The 16,088-nt window shown below is 71.3% G+C and carries 14 protein-coding genes; 10 read left to right on the top strand and 4 right to left on the bottom strand.

The features are described from left to right. Nucleotides 1–69: 69 nt before the first annotated feature. The 5 genes from AB0J69_RS35500 to AB0J69_RS35480 are packed head-to-tail and all read left to right on the top strand — an operon-like array spanning nucleotide 70 to nucleotide 7,308. Entirely contained in the window at nucleotides 70–1,221 is a 1,152-nt protein-coding gene (locus tag AB0J69_RS35500; protein ID WP_364126591.1) for a VOC family protein, read from the top strand. Then, complete coding sequence (locus tag AB0J69_RS35495; protein WP_364126588.1) at nucleotides 1,218–1,547, top strand: hypothetical protein; 330 nt, start codon at nucleotides 1,218–1,220, stop codon at nucleotides 1,545–1,547. The genes AB0J69_RS35500 and AB0J69_RS35495 overlap by 4 nt, the downstream gene beginning before the upstream one ends. After that, entirely contained in the window at nucleotides 1,547–3,484 is a 1,938-nt protein-coding gene (locus AB0J69_RS35490; protein WP_364126586.1) for an acyl-CoA synthetase, read from the top strand. The genes AB0J69_RS35495 and AB0J69_RS35490 overlap by 1 nt, the downstream gene beginning before the upstream one ends. Further along, entirely contained in the window at nucleotides 3,481–6,078 is a 2,598-nt protein-coding gene (locus AB0J69_RS35485) for a bifunctional 3-(3-hydroxy-phenyl)propionate/3-hydroxycinnamic acid hydroxylase (protein ID WP_364126583.1), read from the top strand. Before AB0J69_RS35490 ends, AB0J69_RS35485 begins: the two co-directional genes overlap by 4 nt. Nucleotides 6,079–6,135: 57 nt before the next feature. Then, complete coding sequence (locus AB0J69_RS35480) at nucleotides 6,136–7,308, top strand: MBL fold metallo-hydrolase (RefSeq protein ID WP_364126580.1); 1,173 nt, start codon at nucleotides 6,136–6,138, stop codon at nucleotides 7,306–7,308. A 14-nt stretch (nucleotides 7,309–7,322) separates the two neighbouring features. Here AB0J69_RS35480 and AB0J69_RS35475 read toward each other — a convergent pair whose 3' ends face one another. Together AB0J69_RS35475 and AB0J69_RS35470 are read right to left on the bottom strand one after the other, a co-directional pair. After that, complete coding sequence (locus AB0J69_RS35475; protein WP_364126577.1) at nucleotides 7,323–8,876, bottom strand: amidohydrolase family protein; 1,554 nt, start codon at nucleotides 8,874–8,876, stop codon at nucleotides 7,323–7,325. A 71-nt stretch (nucleotides 8,877–8,947) separates the two neighbouring features. Beyond that, the gene (locus tag AB0J69_RS35470; RefSeq protein WP_364126574.1) at nucleotides 8,948–9,241 is read right to left on the bottom strand and encodes a hypothetical protein; all 294 of its coding nucleotides are present in this window, start codon (nucleotides 9,239–9,241) and stop codon (nucleotides 8,948–8,950) included. An 81-nt stretch (nucleotides 9,242–9,322) separates the two neighbouring features. Here AB0J69_RS35470 and AB0J69_RS35465 point away from each other — a divergent pair, with 81 nt between their 5' ends. Both AB0J69_RS35465 and AB0J69_RS35460 read left to right on the top strand, forming a co-directional pair. Continuing rightward, complete coding sequence (locus tag AB0J69_RS35465) at nucleotides 9,323–9,544, top strand: acyl carrier protein (RefSeq protein ID WP_364126571.1); 222 nt, start codon at nucleotides 9,323–9,325, stop codon at nucleotides 9,542–9,544. A 34-nt stretch (nucleotides 9,545–9,578) separates the two neighbouring features. After that, nucleotides 9,579–11,060 (top strand): AMP-binding protein, encoded by a 1,482-nt coding sequence (locus AB0J69_RS35460; protein ID WP_364126568.1) that lies wholly within the window; start codon nucleotides 9,579–9,581, stop codon nucleotides 11,058–11,060. An 82-nt stretch (nucleotides 11,061–11,142) separates the two neighbouring features. Here the strand turns inward: AB0J69_RS35460 and AB0J69_RS35455 are convergent, their stop codons facing one another. Continuing rightward, nucleotides 11,143–11,583: a transposase gene (locus tag AB0J69_RS35455; RefSeq protein WP_364126565.1), complete on the bottom strand. Its 441-nt coding sequence runs from the start codon at nucleotides 11,581–11,583 to the stop codon at nucleotides 11,143–11,145. Nucleotides 11,584–11,893: 310 nt separating this feature from the next. After that, a complete protein-coding gene (locus tag AB0J69_RS35450; RefSeq protein WP_364126562.1) occupies nucleotides 11,894–12,613 on the bottom strand; it encodes a DUF4429 domain-containing protein in 720 nt (239 codons plus the stop codon). A gap of 14 nt (nucleotides 12,614–12,627) precedes the next feature. Between AB0J69_RS35450 and AB0J69_RS35445 the strand changes: the two genes are divergently transcribed. From AB0J69_RS35445 to istB, 3 genes are all read left to right on the top strand, one after another. Further along, entirely contained in the window at nucleotides 12,628–12,864 is a 237-nt protein-coding gene (locus tag AB0J69_RS35445) for a hypothetical protein (protein WP_364126559.1), read from the top strand. A gap of 425 nt (nucleotides 12,865–13,289) precedes the next feature. After that, the gene (gene istA / locus AB0J69_RS35440) at nucleotides 13,290–14,951 is read left to right on the top strand and encodes an IS21 family transposase (RefSeq protein WP_364126556.1); all 1,662 of its coding nucleotides are present in this window, start codon (nucleotides 13,290–13,292) and stop codon (nucleotides 14,949–14,951) included. Then, nucleotides 14,948–15,817 carry an IS21-like element helper ATPase IstB gene (gene istB / locus AB0J69_RS35435; RefSeq protein ID WP_364126553.1) on the top strand — a complete coding sequence of 290 codons (870 nt, stop codon included), beginning with the start codon at nucleotides 14,948–14,950 and terminating at the stop codon, nucleotides 15,815–15,817. Before istA ends, istB begins: the two co-directional genes overlap by 4 nt. Nucleotides 15,818–16,088 lie beyond the last annotated feature (271 nt).

The following is a 16,088-nucleotide window of genomic DNA, read 5'->3' as shown; positions in this document are numbered from 1 at the left end:
GACTTGGTGCCACCATGAGTTGATTATTTCATCAGCCTTGATTAATTTGCACAAGGAAGGGGATGGCGCGTGAGCCCAGAGATCCCGGCACCCCCCGGCCCGCTCCAGTCCGCCCACAGCGGCCTGCACAGCGAACACGGTGCCCGGCGCGGAGAGCACCCTGGTCGTGCGGCCAATCCCGTGATCAAGGTCCGGGACCTGGCCTGGCTGAGCTTCGAGAAGCCCGACCTCGACCGCGCGGAGAGATTCGCCCGCGACTTCGGGCTCACCGTCGCCACCCGCACCCGCGACGAGCTGCGCCTGCGGGGCACCTTGGAGGGCACCGACGCCATCGTGATCCGCCGCGGGGCCGTCTCGAGGTTCGTCGGCCCGGTGTTCCAGGCCGACGATCACGCCGACCTGGAGCGGCTGGCCCGGCACACCGGCGCGCGGGTACGCCCGCTGGGCCCCGGACAGCCGGGAGCCGTGGTCGATCTCACCGACCCCACCGGTGTCCCCGTCGGCGTGGTGTACGGCGCGCAGAGCTACGACGCCCTGCCCGAGCAGGTGGCGCTGCCGCTCAACACCGGCACCCGACCGGCTCGGATCAACGCCGCCCAGCGGCCCGCCCGCGAACCGGCCCGCGTACAGCGGCTGGGCCACCTCGTGCTCCAGACGCCCCGGTTCGCGGCGGCGCTGGACTGGTATGTCGAAGCGCTCGGGATGATCGTCAGCGACTTCCTGTTCCTGCCCGGGCAACGCGATCTTGGCCCGACCATGGCGTTCCTGCGCTGCGACCGCGGCACCACCCCCGCCGACCACCACACCCTCGCCATGCACCTGAGCCCGGGACGCGGGTACGTGCACTCCGCCTACCAGGTGACCGACCTCGACGCGATCGCTGCGGGCGGGGAGTATCTGGCCGAGCGCGGCTACCGCCGGACCTGGGGGATCGGTCGGCACATCCAGGGCAGCCAGCTCTTCGACTATTGGCGGGACCCTGACCGGCTGATGGTCGAGCACTTCGCCGACGGCGACCTGTTCGACTGCACGGTCGAGCCGGGATGGGCGCCCATGACGGCCTCCGGCCTGGCGCAGTGGGGCCCGCCCGTGACCCGCGACTTCCTGGGCACCGCCCCGTCCCCCGCGCGGCTCCGCGAGGCCTTCCAGGCGCTGCGCGCGGCCGACACCGAACTGACCACGTCGCGCCTGCTGGCCCTGCTGAAAGCGATGTCCTCATGACCGTCACCGTGCTGCGCGCGGGAGGCCGATGGTGGGCCGAAGACCCCCGGTCCGGCCGCGCCCTGCGGATCGCCACCTCCGCCCGGACCACGGCCGAGCTGCTGGCCGACCGCCAGGCCGTGGACAAGACGGCGGCCGCCGTCGCCACCTCCGCCGAGGCGGTGGACGTGGCCGGGCTGGAGCTGGAGTCCCCCGTCACCACCCCGTGCCGGGTGGTCGCGCAGATGGTGAACTTCCGCTCGCATGCCAAGGACACCGCCACCATCGCCACCGACGACGGCGCGATCGACCTCGGCACCCAGCGCACCCCTGTGGAGCATCTGTGATGGGCGTGATACCGGAACTGCCACTGCCCGTGATCCGCACGCCGGAGGATCTGGCCGCGATCGAGGCGACACCGTTGGCCGAGCGTGGGATCCCGGCCGACACCTGGGCGCTCGTCGAGCGTGCCGCCACGCTGTGGCCCGACCGTACGGCGATCCTGGCGCTGCCGTCGGCCGCCAGGTGGGACGCCCCGGTGACGCTCACCTTCGCCGACCTGCGCTCCCGGGTGGCACGCATCGCCAACGCGCTGGTCCGGCTCGGCATCGGCCGCGGCGACGCGGTCACCGTGATCAGCCCCAACACCGCGGACGTGGCGTGCGCGATGCTGGCGGCGCAGGCCGCGGGCGTGGTGGCGCCGATCAACCCCGGCCTGGCCGAGGACAAGATCCGGGCGCTGGTCGGCGCGACGGGCGCGCGCGTCGTGATCGCCGCCGGGCCGGAGCTCGACCCGGCCGTGTGGCCGATCGCCACCCGCGTGGCGGCCGGGCACAGCGTGGAAACCGTGCTGGCGCTGCGCCCCGACGACGCGACCGGGCCCGGTCCGGAACTGCCCGGCGGGGCCGGCGCACGCGCCGCCCACCTGGCCGAACTCATCGGCCGGGAACCGCACGAGGAGCTCGTGGCGCCGCCGCCCCGGGCGAGTGAGCCGGCCGCCTACTTCCATACCGGCGGGACGACGGGCGATCCGAAGATCGCCGTGCACACCCACGCCAACGAGGTGGTGATGGCGTGGTCGCTCGCCGGGCACCTCGGCTCCGGCGACGGGACGCAGGGCGGGCCGGTGTTCGCGGCGCTGCCGTTGTTCCACGTCAACGCGCTGCTGGTCACCTGCCTGGCGCCGCTGCTGTCGGGCCGGCCGGTGGTGTGGGGACCCCCGCTGGGCTACCGCGACCCCGGTCTCTACCCGGTCTTCTGGAGGCTCGTCGAGCGCTACCGGATCACGGCGATGTCGGCGGTGCCGACCGTGTACGCGGCACTGTCTCAGGTGCCGGTGGACGCCGACATCTCAAGTCTGCGCGCGCCATTCGTCGGGGCGGCGCCGCTGCCCGCGGCCGTGCGCCACAGGTTCGCCGCCCACACCGGCGCCGAACTGCTGGAGGGCTACGGGATGACGGAGGCGACCTGCGCGAGCGCCGTCACGCCCGCCGGCCGGGCGCGTCCTGGGTCAGTGGGGTTGCGGCTGCCGTACCAGCGGATCAAGGCCGTCGCGGTGGATCCCGGGAGCGGCGACTGGAGCGATCTGCCCGCCGGCGCGGCGGGACTGCTGGTGATCTCGGGTCCCGCCGTCTTCGCCGGGTACCTGCGCGACGGCGAGCCGAGCCGGGACGGCGTCGTACGGGACGGCTGGCTGGACACCGGCGACCACGGCAGCGTCGATCACGACGGTTATGTCTACCTGACCGGACGGGTCAAGGATTTGATCATCCGCGGCGGTCACAACATCGATCCGGCGGTGATCGAGACCGCTCTGCTCACACATCCGCAGGTCAGCGCGGCAGCGGCGGTCGGCAGGCCGGATCGGCACGCCGGCGAGGTCCCCGTTGCCTACGTCACTCTCCGGGCGGCCGGGCCGACGCCGGAGGAGCTACGCGAGTGGGCCGCGGCTCGCGTGCCCGAGGCCGCCGCCGCGCCGAAGGAGGTGATCGTGGTCGACCGGATTCCGCTCACCGAGGTGGGCAAGGTCTTCAAGCTGGCGCTGCGGGACGATGCCGCACGTCGCCTCGTCGCCCGCGAACTGGCCGCTCTCGGCGGCCGGGCCCGCCTGGCTCCAGACCGGGGAGTGGGATCGATCGGGATCGTCGCCCCTGCGGAGGAGGCGGACCGGGTCCGCGACCTGCTCGGGCACTACGCCATCGACTGGCACGTCGCCATCGGGGAGAGCGCTGGGAACGGCCCGCACCTGAGCGCCCGGAACCAGGGCGGAAAGGGATCGCCGTGACGACTGCGTACGAGGGCGCTCCCGTGGTGATCGTGGGCGCGGGGCCGGTCGGGCTGACCGCCGCGCTGCTGCTGGGCCGGCGTGACATCCCATGCCTGGTGCTGGAACGGCACCCGGCTCCGTACCCGCTGCCGCGCGCCGTGCACCTGGACGGCGAGGGCGTGCGCATCCTGCAGGAGGCGGGCGTGGCGGACGGGTTCCACGCCGTCAGCAGGCCGATGCCGGGGCTGCGCCTGGTCGACGGCCGGCTGCGGACGATGGCCGAGTTCCGGCGCGCGAACGTGGTTGGCGTGTACGGGCACCCCGAGGCGTCGATGTTCGACCAGCCCGAGTTAGAGCGGCTGCTCACCGAGGCCGCCGCGCGGCAACCCGCGATCACCCTGCTGCGTGGCGGGGTCGTCACGGCGGTCGAGCACCGGCCCGGCGGCGCGGCCGTCCGCTACCACCACGACGGGCGCGTCCACGAGATCCCCGCCGCCGCCGTCCTGGGCTGCGACGGGGCGGGCAGCACCGTGCGGACGGCGCTGGACGTGCCGCTGCGCGACCTGGGCTTCAGTGAGGACTGGCTGGTCGTGGACGTACGCGCCGCCGAGCCGCTGCCGATGTGGGAGGGCGTGCACCAGGTTTGCGACCCGCGGCGGGCGGCGACGTTCATGCACCTGATGGGGGAGCGCTACCGCTGGGAGTTCCGCGTCCTCGACACCGACCGGATCGAGGATCTCACCACGCCCGAGGGCATCGCACGGCTGCTCGCGCCGTGGGGCGACGCCGCCGGATTCGAACTCGTCCGCTCCGCCGCCTACACCTTCCGTGCCCGCATCGCCGAGCGGTGGCGCGACCGCCGCGTGTTCCTCCTGGGCGACGCGGCCCACCAGACGCCCCCGTTCATCGGCCAGGGGCTCGGCGCGGGCTTGCGTGACGCGCACAACCTGGCCTGGAAGCTGGACCTGGTCCTGCGTGGCAAGGCCGATGACGCCCTGCTGGACACCTACCAGGCCGAACGCGCGCCGCACACGCTGCGGCTGATCCGCGCCGCGATCGGCATCGGCTGGGCGCTGACCGGAGGCGGCGGGCGCACCGCCGCGCTGCGGCGCGCGCTGGTGCGTGGTGTGTGCCGGATGCCCGGGGTTTCCGGGGTCGTGCTCGGCGCGTCGTCGCCGCGTCTGCGGCTGCGTCCCGGTACGCGGCCGCCGGTCGGGCTGCTGTGCCCGCAGCCGCGTACGCGGGACGGCGGCTGGTTCGACGACATGCTCGGCGACGGGTTCGCCCTGGTCACCCTGAATCCGGTCGGCACCGCCCGACCTGGGGTCCGGATCGTGCCCGTCGGCCGCGACAGCGCGCTCGGGCACTGGCTCATCCGGATGAACGCCCGCGCCGTGCTCGTCCGTCCCGACCGGGTGGTGTGCGCGGTCGCCCGCCGCGCCTCGGACGTCTCCCGCCTGCTGCCGCCTGCCCCACCGCCCGCGCCGACCACCGAAGGAGCCCGATTGAACACAGAACAGCCCGCCCTCGGGCGGCGCGGTCTCCTGGCCGCGACCGGCGCCTCGGCGGCGGCGCTGCTCGCTGTCTCCGCCTGCGCCACCCCGCTTTCCAAGACGCCCTCCCAGCCGGTGTCCTCGCCCTCCCAGCCGGTATCCTCGCCGTCCACCGCCGGTGAGAGCCTCATCGACCTGCACGCGCACTTCGTGACCGACACGTATGTGGCCGCGGCCGTGGCGGCCGGGCACCGCACACCCGACGGGATGCCGTCGTGGCCGTCCTGGAACGTCCAGGCGCACATGGCGGTCATGGACGCGGCCCGCATCGAGAAGTCGATCCTGTCCCTGTCGTCACCCGGAGTCCACTTCGGGGACGACGACGCCGCCCGCCGCCTGGCCCGCGAGGTCAACGAGTTCGCCGCGGAGGTGGCCCGGGCACATCCCTCCCGCTTCGGCCACTTCGCCATCCTCCCGCTTCCCGACGTAGCCGGAGCCGCGGAAGAGGCTGCGTACGCGCTGGACCACCTCGGCGCGAACGGGGTCGCCATCCTGTCCAACGCCGCCGGCCGCTACCCCGGCGACACCGCCCTGGACCCGCTGCTGGCAGAGCTGAACCGGCGCGCCGCCATCGTCTTCGTCCATCCGGTCGCGCCGCCGAACGCCGCCGCGGTGGCGCGGGGACGCCCGCTTCCGCTCATCGAGTTCCTGTTCGACTCCGCCCGGGCCGCCGTCGACCTCGTCCTGTCGGACCGGCTGTCCCGCTTCCCCCGCATCCGCTGGATCTTCACCCACGGCGGCGGCGTCCTGCCGCTGCTCACCGCCCGGATCGACCTGTTCGCGTCCCAGTCGTCCGGCGGGCGTGCCTTCAACTCGGCCGCGATGCTGGCCAAGTTCTGGTTCGACAGCGCCGGCACCCCGTTCCCGTCACAATTGCCCGCGCTCGCCGACGCCGTCGGCACCGGCCGCATCGTCTACGGCAGCGACTTCTGCTTCACCCCGCCGCCCGTGGTCGCCGCCCAGGTGGCGTCAATCGACGCGGCCCGGGCACCGGTCGCCGGCCGTACCTGGCGGGGGCTGACGACGGCGAACGCCCGCGCGTTGCTCGGCAGCGGTTGACCTGGCCACTCATCGTTCCCGCACGTCCCACCCCCCCGTCCATGAGGAGTAGAGCCGATGTGCGACGTGATCACCCGCCCGGAGTCCACCAGCCGCCGGTCGTTCCTGCGGGCCGCCGCCACCGCCGCCGGTGGCGCCGCCGTCCTGGCGGGCTGCGTGTCCACCGGCACGCCACCGCTACCGGACGCCCGTACGGCGCGTACTGCGGCCGCCCGCTCCCGGACCAGGCTCGTGCTCCTCGGCACCGCCGCGGGCCGCTCATGGTCCGGCGGATCCGACCGTCAGGGAATCTCCTCGGCCGTCGTGGTCGGGGACGCCGTCTACCTCGTCGACTGCGGCGACGGGTGGGGACGCCGCTACCTGCAGGCCGGGCTCGGACAGCGCCGGACCGGGCTCGGCCTGGAGAACCTCGCCGCCGTCTTCATCACCCACCTGCACTCCGACCACGTCGTGGGCCTATCGCCGCTGGTCGCCTTCGGCCCCACCGACGGGCTCGGATCCCGGGCGCGGCCGGTGGCGATGTTCGGCCCCGGCGGCCGGGGATCGCTGGCGCCCCTCGCGGGCGAGGCGGGCGCGGAACCATCGGTGATCAACCGCGAGAATCCCACCCCCGGTCTCGCCGACACCGTCGAGTACCTCTACAGCGCCCTCGCCGCCGATCTCAACGACAACATCCGCGACAGCCTCAAACCCGACCCGCACGCCCTGCTGCGCGTACGCGATATCGAGCTGCCGGACGGCCTGGACGTCCGCCCCGACACCGACCCGGCCCCGCGCATGGACCCGTTCGTCGTCTTCGAGGACGATCGGGTACGGGTGCGGGCCACCCTCGTCCACCATCCGCCCGCCTTTCCCGCCTTCGGCTACCGGTTCGACACCGAGGACGGATCCGTTGTGTTCTCGGGCGATACCAGCGCCTGCGACAACCTCGTACAACTGGCGGCCGGAGCCGACGTGCTCGTCCACGAGGTGATCGACCCCCAGTGGGTCGACCGGCTCCTCCCCGCCCCCCGCACCCCGGAACAGCAGGCCAAACGGGACCACCTGATCCGGTCCCACACCCCCGTGGGCGAGGTCGGCCCGCTCGCCGAACGCGCCGGGGTGAAGGCACTCGTCCTCACCCACCTCTCCCCGACCGACAATCCCCGGGAACGCTGGCTGACGGCGGGCAACGGCTTCTCCGGCCGCCTCGTCGTCGGAGACGACCTGCTGCAGGTGGGAGTCGGGTGACCCACGACCGACCCTCATCCCTTGCCGACTTGCGACATGACCGCCTGCAACTCCTGCAGCGGAAGGAAGTGCCCGGCTCGCACCACGGCGGAGACGCAGGTGAGATTCCCGACGTCTCGCACCGGATCCGCATCGAGCAGCAGGAAGTTCGCCTCCATCCCCGGAGCGACCAGTCCCATCCGGTCCGCGCGACCGAGATATTCGGCGGCGGCCGCGGTGCTCATACGCAGGATGGCCAGCGGCGACAGCCCCGCTTTCGCCAGTTCCCCGAACTCCTGACGCATGGTCTGCCCCGGCACCTTCCCCTGACCGTCGGTCCCGGTCAGCATCGGCACACCTTCCTCGTGCCACAGCGCGACGACGCGCAGGCGCAGGTCGTACGCCCGGCGGAAGGTCTCGCGTGTCGCGGCGGGCAGGGAACGGAAACGGGCGGTGGCTTCGCGCCAGTCCGCCACCGCCGCATCCGACATGTGCGCGAGCCACGGGTCCGTCTCGTACTCTGGCGCGTCCGCCAGTTCCTGCGTACGCAGACGGACGAGAGTCGGCACCTGCCACGTCCCGTAGGCCTTGAACGCCCGCGCCAGCTCCCGGCACCTGGCCTCGTCGTAGGAATCCAGCGCGTCGCGCAGCAACGCCGCCGCCTCCGGCTCGGTGTAGGCGGAAGGATTGATGAGACGCTTCTCCATCCGCGACATGAAGACGTCCTCGGCGAACGGCATGTCGACAACGAACGACGGAACGGGCAGACCGGTGTCCGCCCGGGCCTGCAACGCCGCGAAATTCGCCGAGCAGGCAATCCAGAGGTTGTCCCCGGCCCCGAAGTGCTCGATCGAACCGAAGCCGGCCCGCGCCGCCTCCAGCGGTGAAATCGACGGCGGCAGATGCCCCGCGACCTTCAGTCCCCGCGCTTTGGCCGCCTCCATCGCGGCGAAGAAGACCGGCCGTTCGACGAGGATCAGTTTGATGAAGTCAGCCCCCTGCTCCTTCTGCCGCGCGACCTCCTCCTCCGCCTCCTCGGCCGACCCGGCGTTGAACGGCATCAGCAGGTCGCCCGGCATACCCAGCAGGGCAGGCGCGTGGACACCCAGCGGCAGACGGCCGTCCGCCCGATCCTCCAGCATTTCCGGCGACCCGGACATCTGCCGGAACCCTGTCACGCCTTCGGCCAGCATGGCCGCCAGTACGAGTGCGGGACGTTCGGCGCCGAGCGCGTGCGAATGCATGTTGTTGTAACCCGGGACGACGAACCTGCCCGCGCCGTCGACCCGCCTGACGCCCTCCCCCGAGGCGCCGCCGGCCGTGTCGGTCACCTCGGTGATCCGGCCGCCTCCGACGACAACGGACCTGTCTTCCCGCCTGCTGCCGTCACGTGGATCGACGACCGTCACATGGTCGATCCGCAGCGGCGGAGCGGCGGGGATCACGACGCGTCCCGGCCTTTCCCGGACGCTCGAGCGGACCAGCACCGCGCCTCCGGCCACGGCGGCGCCACCGATCAGCAGCCGTCGGCGGGAGACGAAGCGGCCCCCCTTGGCCGCTCCATCTGCGGGATCCTGCGGCGTCTCCATCCCCTACCTCCGTATCGACCTTTTGATGATTTAATCGTTTCTGATCATAACATCAACATCGATCGATCAAGTTAGGGTGCGGCCCTGGCAATACGCCGGAAACGGGCCGCCGAAGCGTGGGTGTAGGCCTTGACCTTGGAGTTCAGAGTGCGAAGAGGTGAAGGGGTTGCCGGGTCAAGACCAGCCTGCTTGAGGACCTCCCAGACCGTGGACGGTGCGACCTTGGTGCCGAGCGTGGTGAGCTCTCCGTGGATCCGCCGGTAGCCCCAGCTCGGGTTCTCCCGAACCAGGCGCAGAATGAGAGCGCGGATGGGACTGGACGGTAGGCGGGCGGCCAGGCCGCTTCGGGCGGCAGGTACGGGCATGGCGCCGTCGCATCAGGTCGCGGTGCCGGCGCAGGACGGTGTCCGGCCGGACGAGGAGCCCGCTGATGAGGAGAGGATGCGATGAGGGACGGCGGCGAGCTGCGGGAGATGTGGGCGCAGGTGCTGGAGCGCCCGATCGGGCCCGACACCAGCTTCTTCCTGGCGGGCGGGACGTCCGTCTCGGCCGTGCTGCTCCTCTGCCGGATCCACGATCGTTTCGGCGTGTCCCTCACCCTGCGGACCTTCTTCGAGCACCCGGTCTACCGCGACTTCGAGCGGCGGCTCGCGGCGGAGCTGCCATGACGGGCCCGGGCGGGCGGCTCGCGGCGGAGTCGTCATGACGGGGCTGGGCGCACGTCTCGGGGAGCTGGCCGGATCGCGGGGCGCGGAACAGGCGATGCTCGTCTGGCGCCGAGAGCGGCGCCTGAGCTGGGCCGAGCTGGAGCGCCTCACGCGGCAGCGCGCCGAGGGCCTGGCCGGGCTCGGCAGCCGGTGCGTCATCGCGGTACGGGCGGCCAACGACATCGAGCCGGTCGTGAGCGTGCTGGGCTGCCTGCGGGCGGGCGTGACGGTCCTGCTCACGGACCCGCGCGGTGACGTGCCGGCGCACGCCCTGGCCGCACACGGCTACTGCGTGCACCACGAAGACGGCCAACGCGACGGCGAGAGGGCGGGGTGCCGGGCGGACCCCGGGGGCGGGGCGGCGCCCGCGTACCTGCTGCTGACCGGGGGCTCCACCGGAGCGCCGAAGATCGTGGCGCGGCCGGGACCGGTGGTCTACGATCCCGTCACCGTGCCGAACCCGGTCCTGCGGGCCGCGAACTGGCACGACCGGCAGACGCAGCTCGTGGCCATGCCGATCCACCACGCCGCCGGGTTCATGGGTTTCATCGAGGGCCTGCTCAGCGGCAACACGCTGATGCTCTGCCCGGAGATCATCGGGCACGAGTTCTGGACCGCCGCCGAACGCTGCCGGATCGACTGGTGCCTGCTCACGCCGACCCACATGCGGCTCATCGACGCCACCTCGGTCAGACCGCCCCGCCTGTCGCGCACGCTGACCGTGTTGCACACGGCGGCGGAATGCCCGGCGGACCTCAAAAGCCGGTGGATCGAGCTGCTCGGGCCGCGCAACGTCTTCGAGATGTACTCCGGCACCGAGCGGACCGGCAGCACGCTCATCCGCGGGGACGAATGGCTGGCCCGTCCCGGCTCCGTCGGCCGCGGGGTGTTCACGCAGGTGCGCATCCTCGACGACGCGTTCAGGCCACTGCCCGCCGGGGAGGTGGGCGAGGTGTTCATGCGCGTGCCGGGGCGCCGGAGCCAGGCCGGGCCGCCGTCGCGGGCGGGCGGGGCTTCCGGCGGATCGGCGTCCCGGGCGGGCTGGGCCTCTGGGGGATCGCCGTCGCGGGCGACGCCGACGGGCTTCGTCAGCCTGGGGGATCTCGGCCGGCTGGACGAGGCGGGCTATCTCTACCTGAGCGGCCGTACCGACGACCTCATGCTGGTCGGCGGCGAGAACGTGTACCCCGCGGAGATCGAGGCGGTCATCCGCGGGCACCCGGCCGTGACGGACGTGGCGGTGGCCGCGGTGCCGGACGAACTGCGGGGGGAGCGGCCGGTCGCCTACGTCGTGGCCGGGCGGGAGCCGGTCGGCGAGCAGGCCATCCTGCGGCACTGCGCGGATCGCCTCACCCCGAACAGGGTGCCGAAGGCGATCCGCTTCCTGAGCGAGATCCCCCGCACGGCCACCGGCAAGATCGTGCGGCGACGTCACGGAGATTGGCAGGCCCGCTATCCGCCAGGAGGAGAACGCTGATGCCCGACCTGGAAGCGGTCGTCCGCGCGCTGAAGGAGCATCCGGCTGTGCGCGACGCCGCGTCACTGCCCACGCCGGGAGATCACGTCGTCGTCGTGGTCCCGGAGGCGTTCCTGACGGGTGTGGAGGCCCGCCGCATCGCGTACGCGCGGATGGCCGTGCCCGAGACCGTGGGGTTCGCGACGGTCCCCGAGCTGTGGACGGACGCCACGGGAGGGCTTGTTTCGGCTTGCGATGGGGACAGCTGTCCGATGCCGCGGTGAGGTCGGGCCGTGTTGTAGTGCGCCAGGTAGCGGGGGAGAGTTCGGCGCAGATGCTGCTTGTTGAGGATGAGCACTCTGTCCAGGAGTTCGCGGCGTAGGGTGCCGATGATCCTTTCGCAGTGTGCGTTCGCTTTCGGGCGCTGCGGTGGGCTCTTGATGACGCGCAGGGCGGCGTCGGCGAAGACCGCGTCGAAGGCATCGGTGAATTGGCCGCCGCGGTCGCGGATCAGGAACTTCAGCTTTGTCGTGTCGGTGTTCATGCAGAAGCCGAGATCTTGTGGCCGAGGCGGGCCAGTTCACCGTGGATACGCCGGTGGCCCCAGCGTGTGGGGCTCGACCCAGTTCAGAGCACGAAACCGTGTTTTCGAGCGGGACAGGATCGGCGGCGTTCCCACGCACCTCCACTTCGCCCTGGGCAAACGCCCGAACAACGTCTATCCAGGCGTCAATCGCTACGACCAACATCGTGACCGTGCTGATGGTGCGGTTCTTCCTGGACGGAAGCGCGCCGTCGGGTGCCTTGAGTTCCAAGGCGCCAACGCGCACCAAAGTTACATACGGGACAGCAGCTCAGCCTTCCGCCGCGACCTGTTCGATCATGGGACCTTGTACGGCGGCGAGCACGGCGGCGGCGAAGGGCAGGGAGTGATGCGTGGCTCCCCAGCCGATGCCGAACACCACGGAGGCGGGATCGTTGTTGGGATTGGAGAGGGCCTGGTGCCCACGGATGCGCAGCCGCAACGACCCGCGAGCGTCCTCCAGTGCATGCCAATCGACGCCCTCGATCTCGGTGATCGGGTAACGCTGGTCACCTGCCGTGTACTTGGCCGGGGAAGCTCCGGACGAGAACCAGGTGAAGGTGACAGCCTGCCCGTCGAAGGCGGCCTCACCGTCCCATGCCTTGAAGCTACGCGGCACCGAAGGACCGGCGATCAGGAACCGCTCAGCCGGACCGCGCTCGGACAGGGCCGCGCGCATCTCGTCGGCATACTGGTCGGCCAGCGTCTTCGTGGCGGCGGGCAGCACCAGCCGGTACGGATCGAGCGACTCCTGGAGCTGCCCCGTTGCCGCGGACATGACCGGGTCGGCTCCCTCCCGGGGAACCACCCGCAACACCACCCTGCCGCGTGCACCAGTCTCCAGGATGACATCGGCCAGCGCGTCGTACGGCACGAACCGCTCACCGAGCTCCATGCTCAGTTTCGACGCCTTGCCCGGCTCAGGCGTAATGCGCAGCCCTCCGTCCTCGAACTCCCACGCGCAACCTCGCCCCTTCAGTACGTCACCCATGCAAGCAAGGATAGGTGCCCGAACACTGGTGGCTGCGCAGACGGGCGGCCACCGCGACGAGCCGGCTGGGCCTGCGCACGTCGCTGGCCGCCGCATTCGGCGACGGCGACCACGGCGACTTCTGCTGGCGCACTCTGGAGGATCAAGCGGTCGACCTGTCCACGTCGTGGTGCTTCGAGCAACGGCATTCGCCGGTGACGGTCTCCATGGCGGCCGACCTGACCGCAGCATGGTGGAGCGGCATGCTGTGAGAGCTCCGAAGTACCGCGTTGTTGCGCAGGTCGTCCATCACCAACCAGGGGGAAGTGCCCTTCAGACCATGAGAACCGCGACAACCATCACCGGACTGCCTCGCCATGTCCACATGCGTTGACTCTCCGCACAACACGTCGGGCATGGCGTAGTGAACGCATTCGGCGATGGCGAGCAGCAAAGCGCCCGTCCCGGCGATGCGTGCTGCCGCAGCATCTCAAAGATCAACGACTGTTCTGGACTGTGGGAGCCGAATAGTTGTCGCCGGCCAGCTTCATGGGACCACTTGGGAGGAGTTTCTGCCACGAGCATGGGACCACCCGGTTGCCAGTGATGGGACCACCCGGCGTGTCACGTTCAGGTGGTTGATCCCTTCCGGTTACGACTTCTGCCAGGTCATCCGACATGGCGGGGGTTCGGGGGCATGGCGTTCCGGGAGGTTTCGGTGATCGAGGTACGCGAGGTGCTGCGGGCGTGGCTGACGGGGGTCGGCCTGCGCAAGGTGGCCGAGCAGGCGGGGGTGGACCGCAAGACGGCCCGCCGGTATGTCGAGGCGGCGCAGATGGCAGGCCTGATCCGCGAGGGCGGCGCCGGGCAATTGACCGATGAGCTGATCGGTCAGGTCGTCGATCGGGTGCGGCCGGTGCGCACCGATGGGCGGCACGGCGCAAGCTGGGCGGCGCTGGAGGCCCGGCACGAGCAGATCCGCGGCTGGGTCGGGCAGGGCCTGCAGGTGGAGAAGATCCGTCTGAAGCTGGTCCGGCTCGGCGTGGAGGTGCCGTATCGCACGTTGCACCGCTTCTGCGTGGAGCGGTGCGCGTTCGGCCGGGGTAAGACCACCGTCCGAGTGCTGGACGGGGCGCCGGGCAAGGAGTGCCAGGTCGACTTCGCCCGGCTCGGGTTGATCTATGACCCGGCGGCCGGGCGGCGGCGGGCCGCGCATGTGCTGATCTTCACGGCGGTCTACTCGCGGCACATGTTCATCTGGCTGACCTTCTCCCAGACGCTGGAGGCGGTGATTGCCGGCTGTGAGCAGGCGTGGCGGTTCTTCGGAGGGGTGTTCCAGGTGCTCATCCCGGACAATCTGAGCCCGGTTATCTGCGATGCCGACGCCATCAACCCGACCTTCACCGCCGGCTGGCTGGACTACGCCCAGCACGCCGGGTTCGCCACCGACCCAGCGCGGGTCCGCGCGCCGAAGGACAAGCCGAAGGTGGAGCGGATGGTGCAGTACGTGCGCGGCAACTTCTTCGCCGGGGAGGACTTCGCCGATCTGGCCGATGCCCAGGCCCGCGCCGAGGCCTGGTGCCGCACCACGGCGGGACTGCGCCTGCATGGCACCACCTGCGCGCGTCCGGCCGAGGTGTTCGCCGAGCGGGAGGCCGCCTGCCTGCTGGCTCTGCCCGAACGCTCCTATGACGTGCCGATCTTCAAGAAGGTGAAGGTGCACAAGGACTACCACGTCGAGATCGGCAAGGCGTTGTACTCGGTGCCCGGCGAATACATCGGCCGGCACCTGCTGGCCCGCGCCGACGGAGCGCTGGTCAAGCTGTTCGACCGCGGGCGGCTGATCAAAACCCACCCCCGCCAGGCCGCCGGCGGCCGCAGCACCGACCGGGCCGACCTGCCCGCCGAGCGGGCCACCTATGCGATGCGCGACATCGACACGCTGATCCGCTCCGCCCATCGGGCCGGCACCAACGTGGGCATCTATGCGGAACGGCACTTCGATGACAGCCTGCCCTGGACGCGCATGCGGCAGGTCTACCGGCTGCTCGGCCTGGTGCGCCGCTACGGCGCCGAACCTGTCGACGCCGCCTGCGGCAAGGCCCTGGAGCTGGACGTGCTGTCGGTATCGAAGATCTCGGCGATGCTCGCGGCCGGCACCGAGCACGTCCCGATCCCTGCGCCGCGCCCGGCCGCGGGTGCCGCGGGCCGCTTCGCCCGCGATCCCGCCGAGTTCAACCTGCCCCGCCGCGCCCACTTGGCCCTGGTCGGCGCCGACACCGCTGACATCACCGCCACCACTGACATCTCGGCCGCCGCCGCGCCCAGCGCCATCGACACCCCGGGACGGCCCTCATGACGGCGACAACCGCCACCGCCTCACCGGCGTCGAGTGCAGGCAGCCAGGCCGGACGGTCGGTTCGCGACCCGATCAGCGCCGACCTCAAGGCTGTCTTGCGCGCGCTCAAACTCGGCAAGATGCTCGACACCCTGCCCGAACGCCTCGCACTGGCCAAGCAGCAGCACCTGGCCCACGCCGACTTCCTGGAATTGGTGCTGGCCGATGAGGTCTCGCGCCGGGAGACCGGCTCGGCCGCGCTACGCGCCCGCGCCGCCGGACTGGACGCCGCCATGCGCCTGGACACCTGGGACGACAGCGCCGCCGTCAGCTACGACCGGCAGCTCTGGAGCGAGCTGACCACGCTGCGCTTCATCGACGGCAGCAACGGGGCGCTGATCTTGGGGCCGGTCGGCACCGGCAAGACGCACCTGGCCACCGCGCTCGGGCATATCGCCGTCCGTCGCCGCTACAGCACCGTCATGGCCCGCGCCGACAAGCTGTTCAAACGACTCAAGGCCGCCCGGCTCGACAACAGCGTCGAGACCGAGATGCGCCGCCTGGCCCACGTGCAGCTGCTCATCATCGACGACTTCGCGCTCAAAGGGCTGGACCAGATCGAGACGGCCGACTTCTACGAGCTCGTCGTGGAACGCCACCGCAAGGCCGCAACCGTGGTGACCTCCAACCGCGAGCCCAGCGAGTGGCTGGCGATGATGGCCGACCCGCTGCTGGCCCAGTCCGCCGTCGACCGGCTGGTCTCGGCCGCACACGTCCTCATCGTCGAAGGCGAGTCCTACCGGATGCGTCAGCGACCCACCATCCAGCCCGCGAACGCGCCGGTCACCGGGGTGTCGGCGGGGACGAACCAAGGGAGATCACTATGATCGACTACACGACCAGGTGGTCCCTTCCTCGTGGCAACCAGGTGGTCCCTTCTCCCTGGCAAGCGACAAATAGTGGGTCACAGGGTTTGATCTGGGTTTGCTGCGTTCGGCGGCTAAGCTCCGGCTGGACTCGACCGGATCCTCATCATGGAGGAACACCACCTGCGTAAGCGGTGCTCACGTGGCTGGTCTTCGGCTTCACCGAGTGGTCGCCGCCGCGACGACCGCTCGGTGAGCGCGCGAATGGCCTGAGGCTGGGCAAGGGTAAGCC

It is taken from the genome of Nonomuraea sp. NPDC049709 (assembly GCF_040674815.1).
Lineage (GTDB): Bacteria > Actinomycetota > Actinomycetes > Streptosporangiales > Streptosporangiaceae > Nonomuraea.
Note: the sequence above shows the minus strand (reverse complement) of the source record. Positions and strands in the feature narration are given on the sequence as shown.

What these genes read in the sequence shown, in the direction of transcription:
- AB0J69_RS35495 (WP_364126588.1), top strand. Translation starts at nt 1,218, where the DNA reads ATGACCGTCACCGTGCTGCGCGCGGGAGGCCGATGGTGGGCCGAAGAC.
- AB0J69_RS35490 (WP_364126586.1), top strand. Translation starts at nt 1,547, where the DNA reads ATGGGCGTGATACCGGAACTGCCACTGCCCGTGATCCGCACGCCGGAG.
- AB0J69_RS35480 (WP_364126580.1), top strand. Translation starts at nt 6,136, where the DNA reads ATGTGCGACGTGATCACCCGCCCGGAGTCCACCAGCCGCCGGTCGTTC.
- AB0J69_RS35475 (WP_364126577.1), bottom strand. Translation starts at nt 8,876, where the DNA reads ATGGAGACGCCGCAGGATCCCGCAGATGGAGCGGCCAAGGGGGGCCGC.
- AB0J69_RS35470 (WP_364126574.1), bottom strand. Translation starts at nt 9,241, where the DNA reads ATGCCCGTACCTGCCGCCCGAAGCGGCCTGGCCGCCCGCCTACCGTCC.
- AB0J69_RS35465 (WP_364126571.1), top strand. Translation starts at nt 9,323, where the DNA reads ATGAGGGACGGCGGCGAGCTGCGGGAGATGTGGGCGCAGGTGCTGGAG.
- AB0J69_RS35460 (WP_364126568.1), top strand. Translation starts at nt 9,579, where the DNA reads ATGACGGGGCTGGGCGCACGTCTCGGGGAGCTGGCCGGATCGCGGGGC.
- AB0J69_RS35455 (WP_364126565.1), bottom strand. Translation starts at nt 11,583, where the DNA reads ATGAACACCGACACGACAAAGCTGAAGTTCCTGATCCGCGACCGCGGC.
- AB0J69_RS35450 (WP_364126562.1), bottom strand. Translation starts at nt 12,613, where the DNA reads ATGGGTGACGTACTGAAGGGGCGAGGTTGCGCGTGGGAGTTCGAGGAC.
- istA (WP_364126556.1), top strand. Translation starts at nt 13,290, where the DNA reads ATGGCGTTCCGGGAGGTTTCGGTGATCGAGGTACGCGAGGTGCTGCGG.
- istB (WP_364126553.1), top strand. Translation starts at nt 14,948, where the DNA reads ATGACGGCGACAACCGCCACCGCCTCACCGGCGTCGAGTGCAGGCAGC.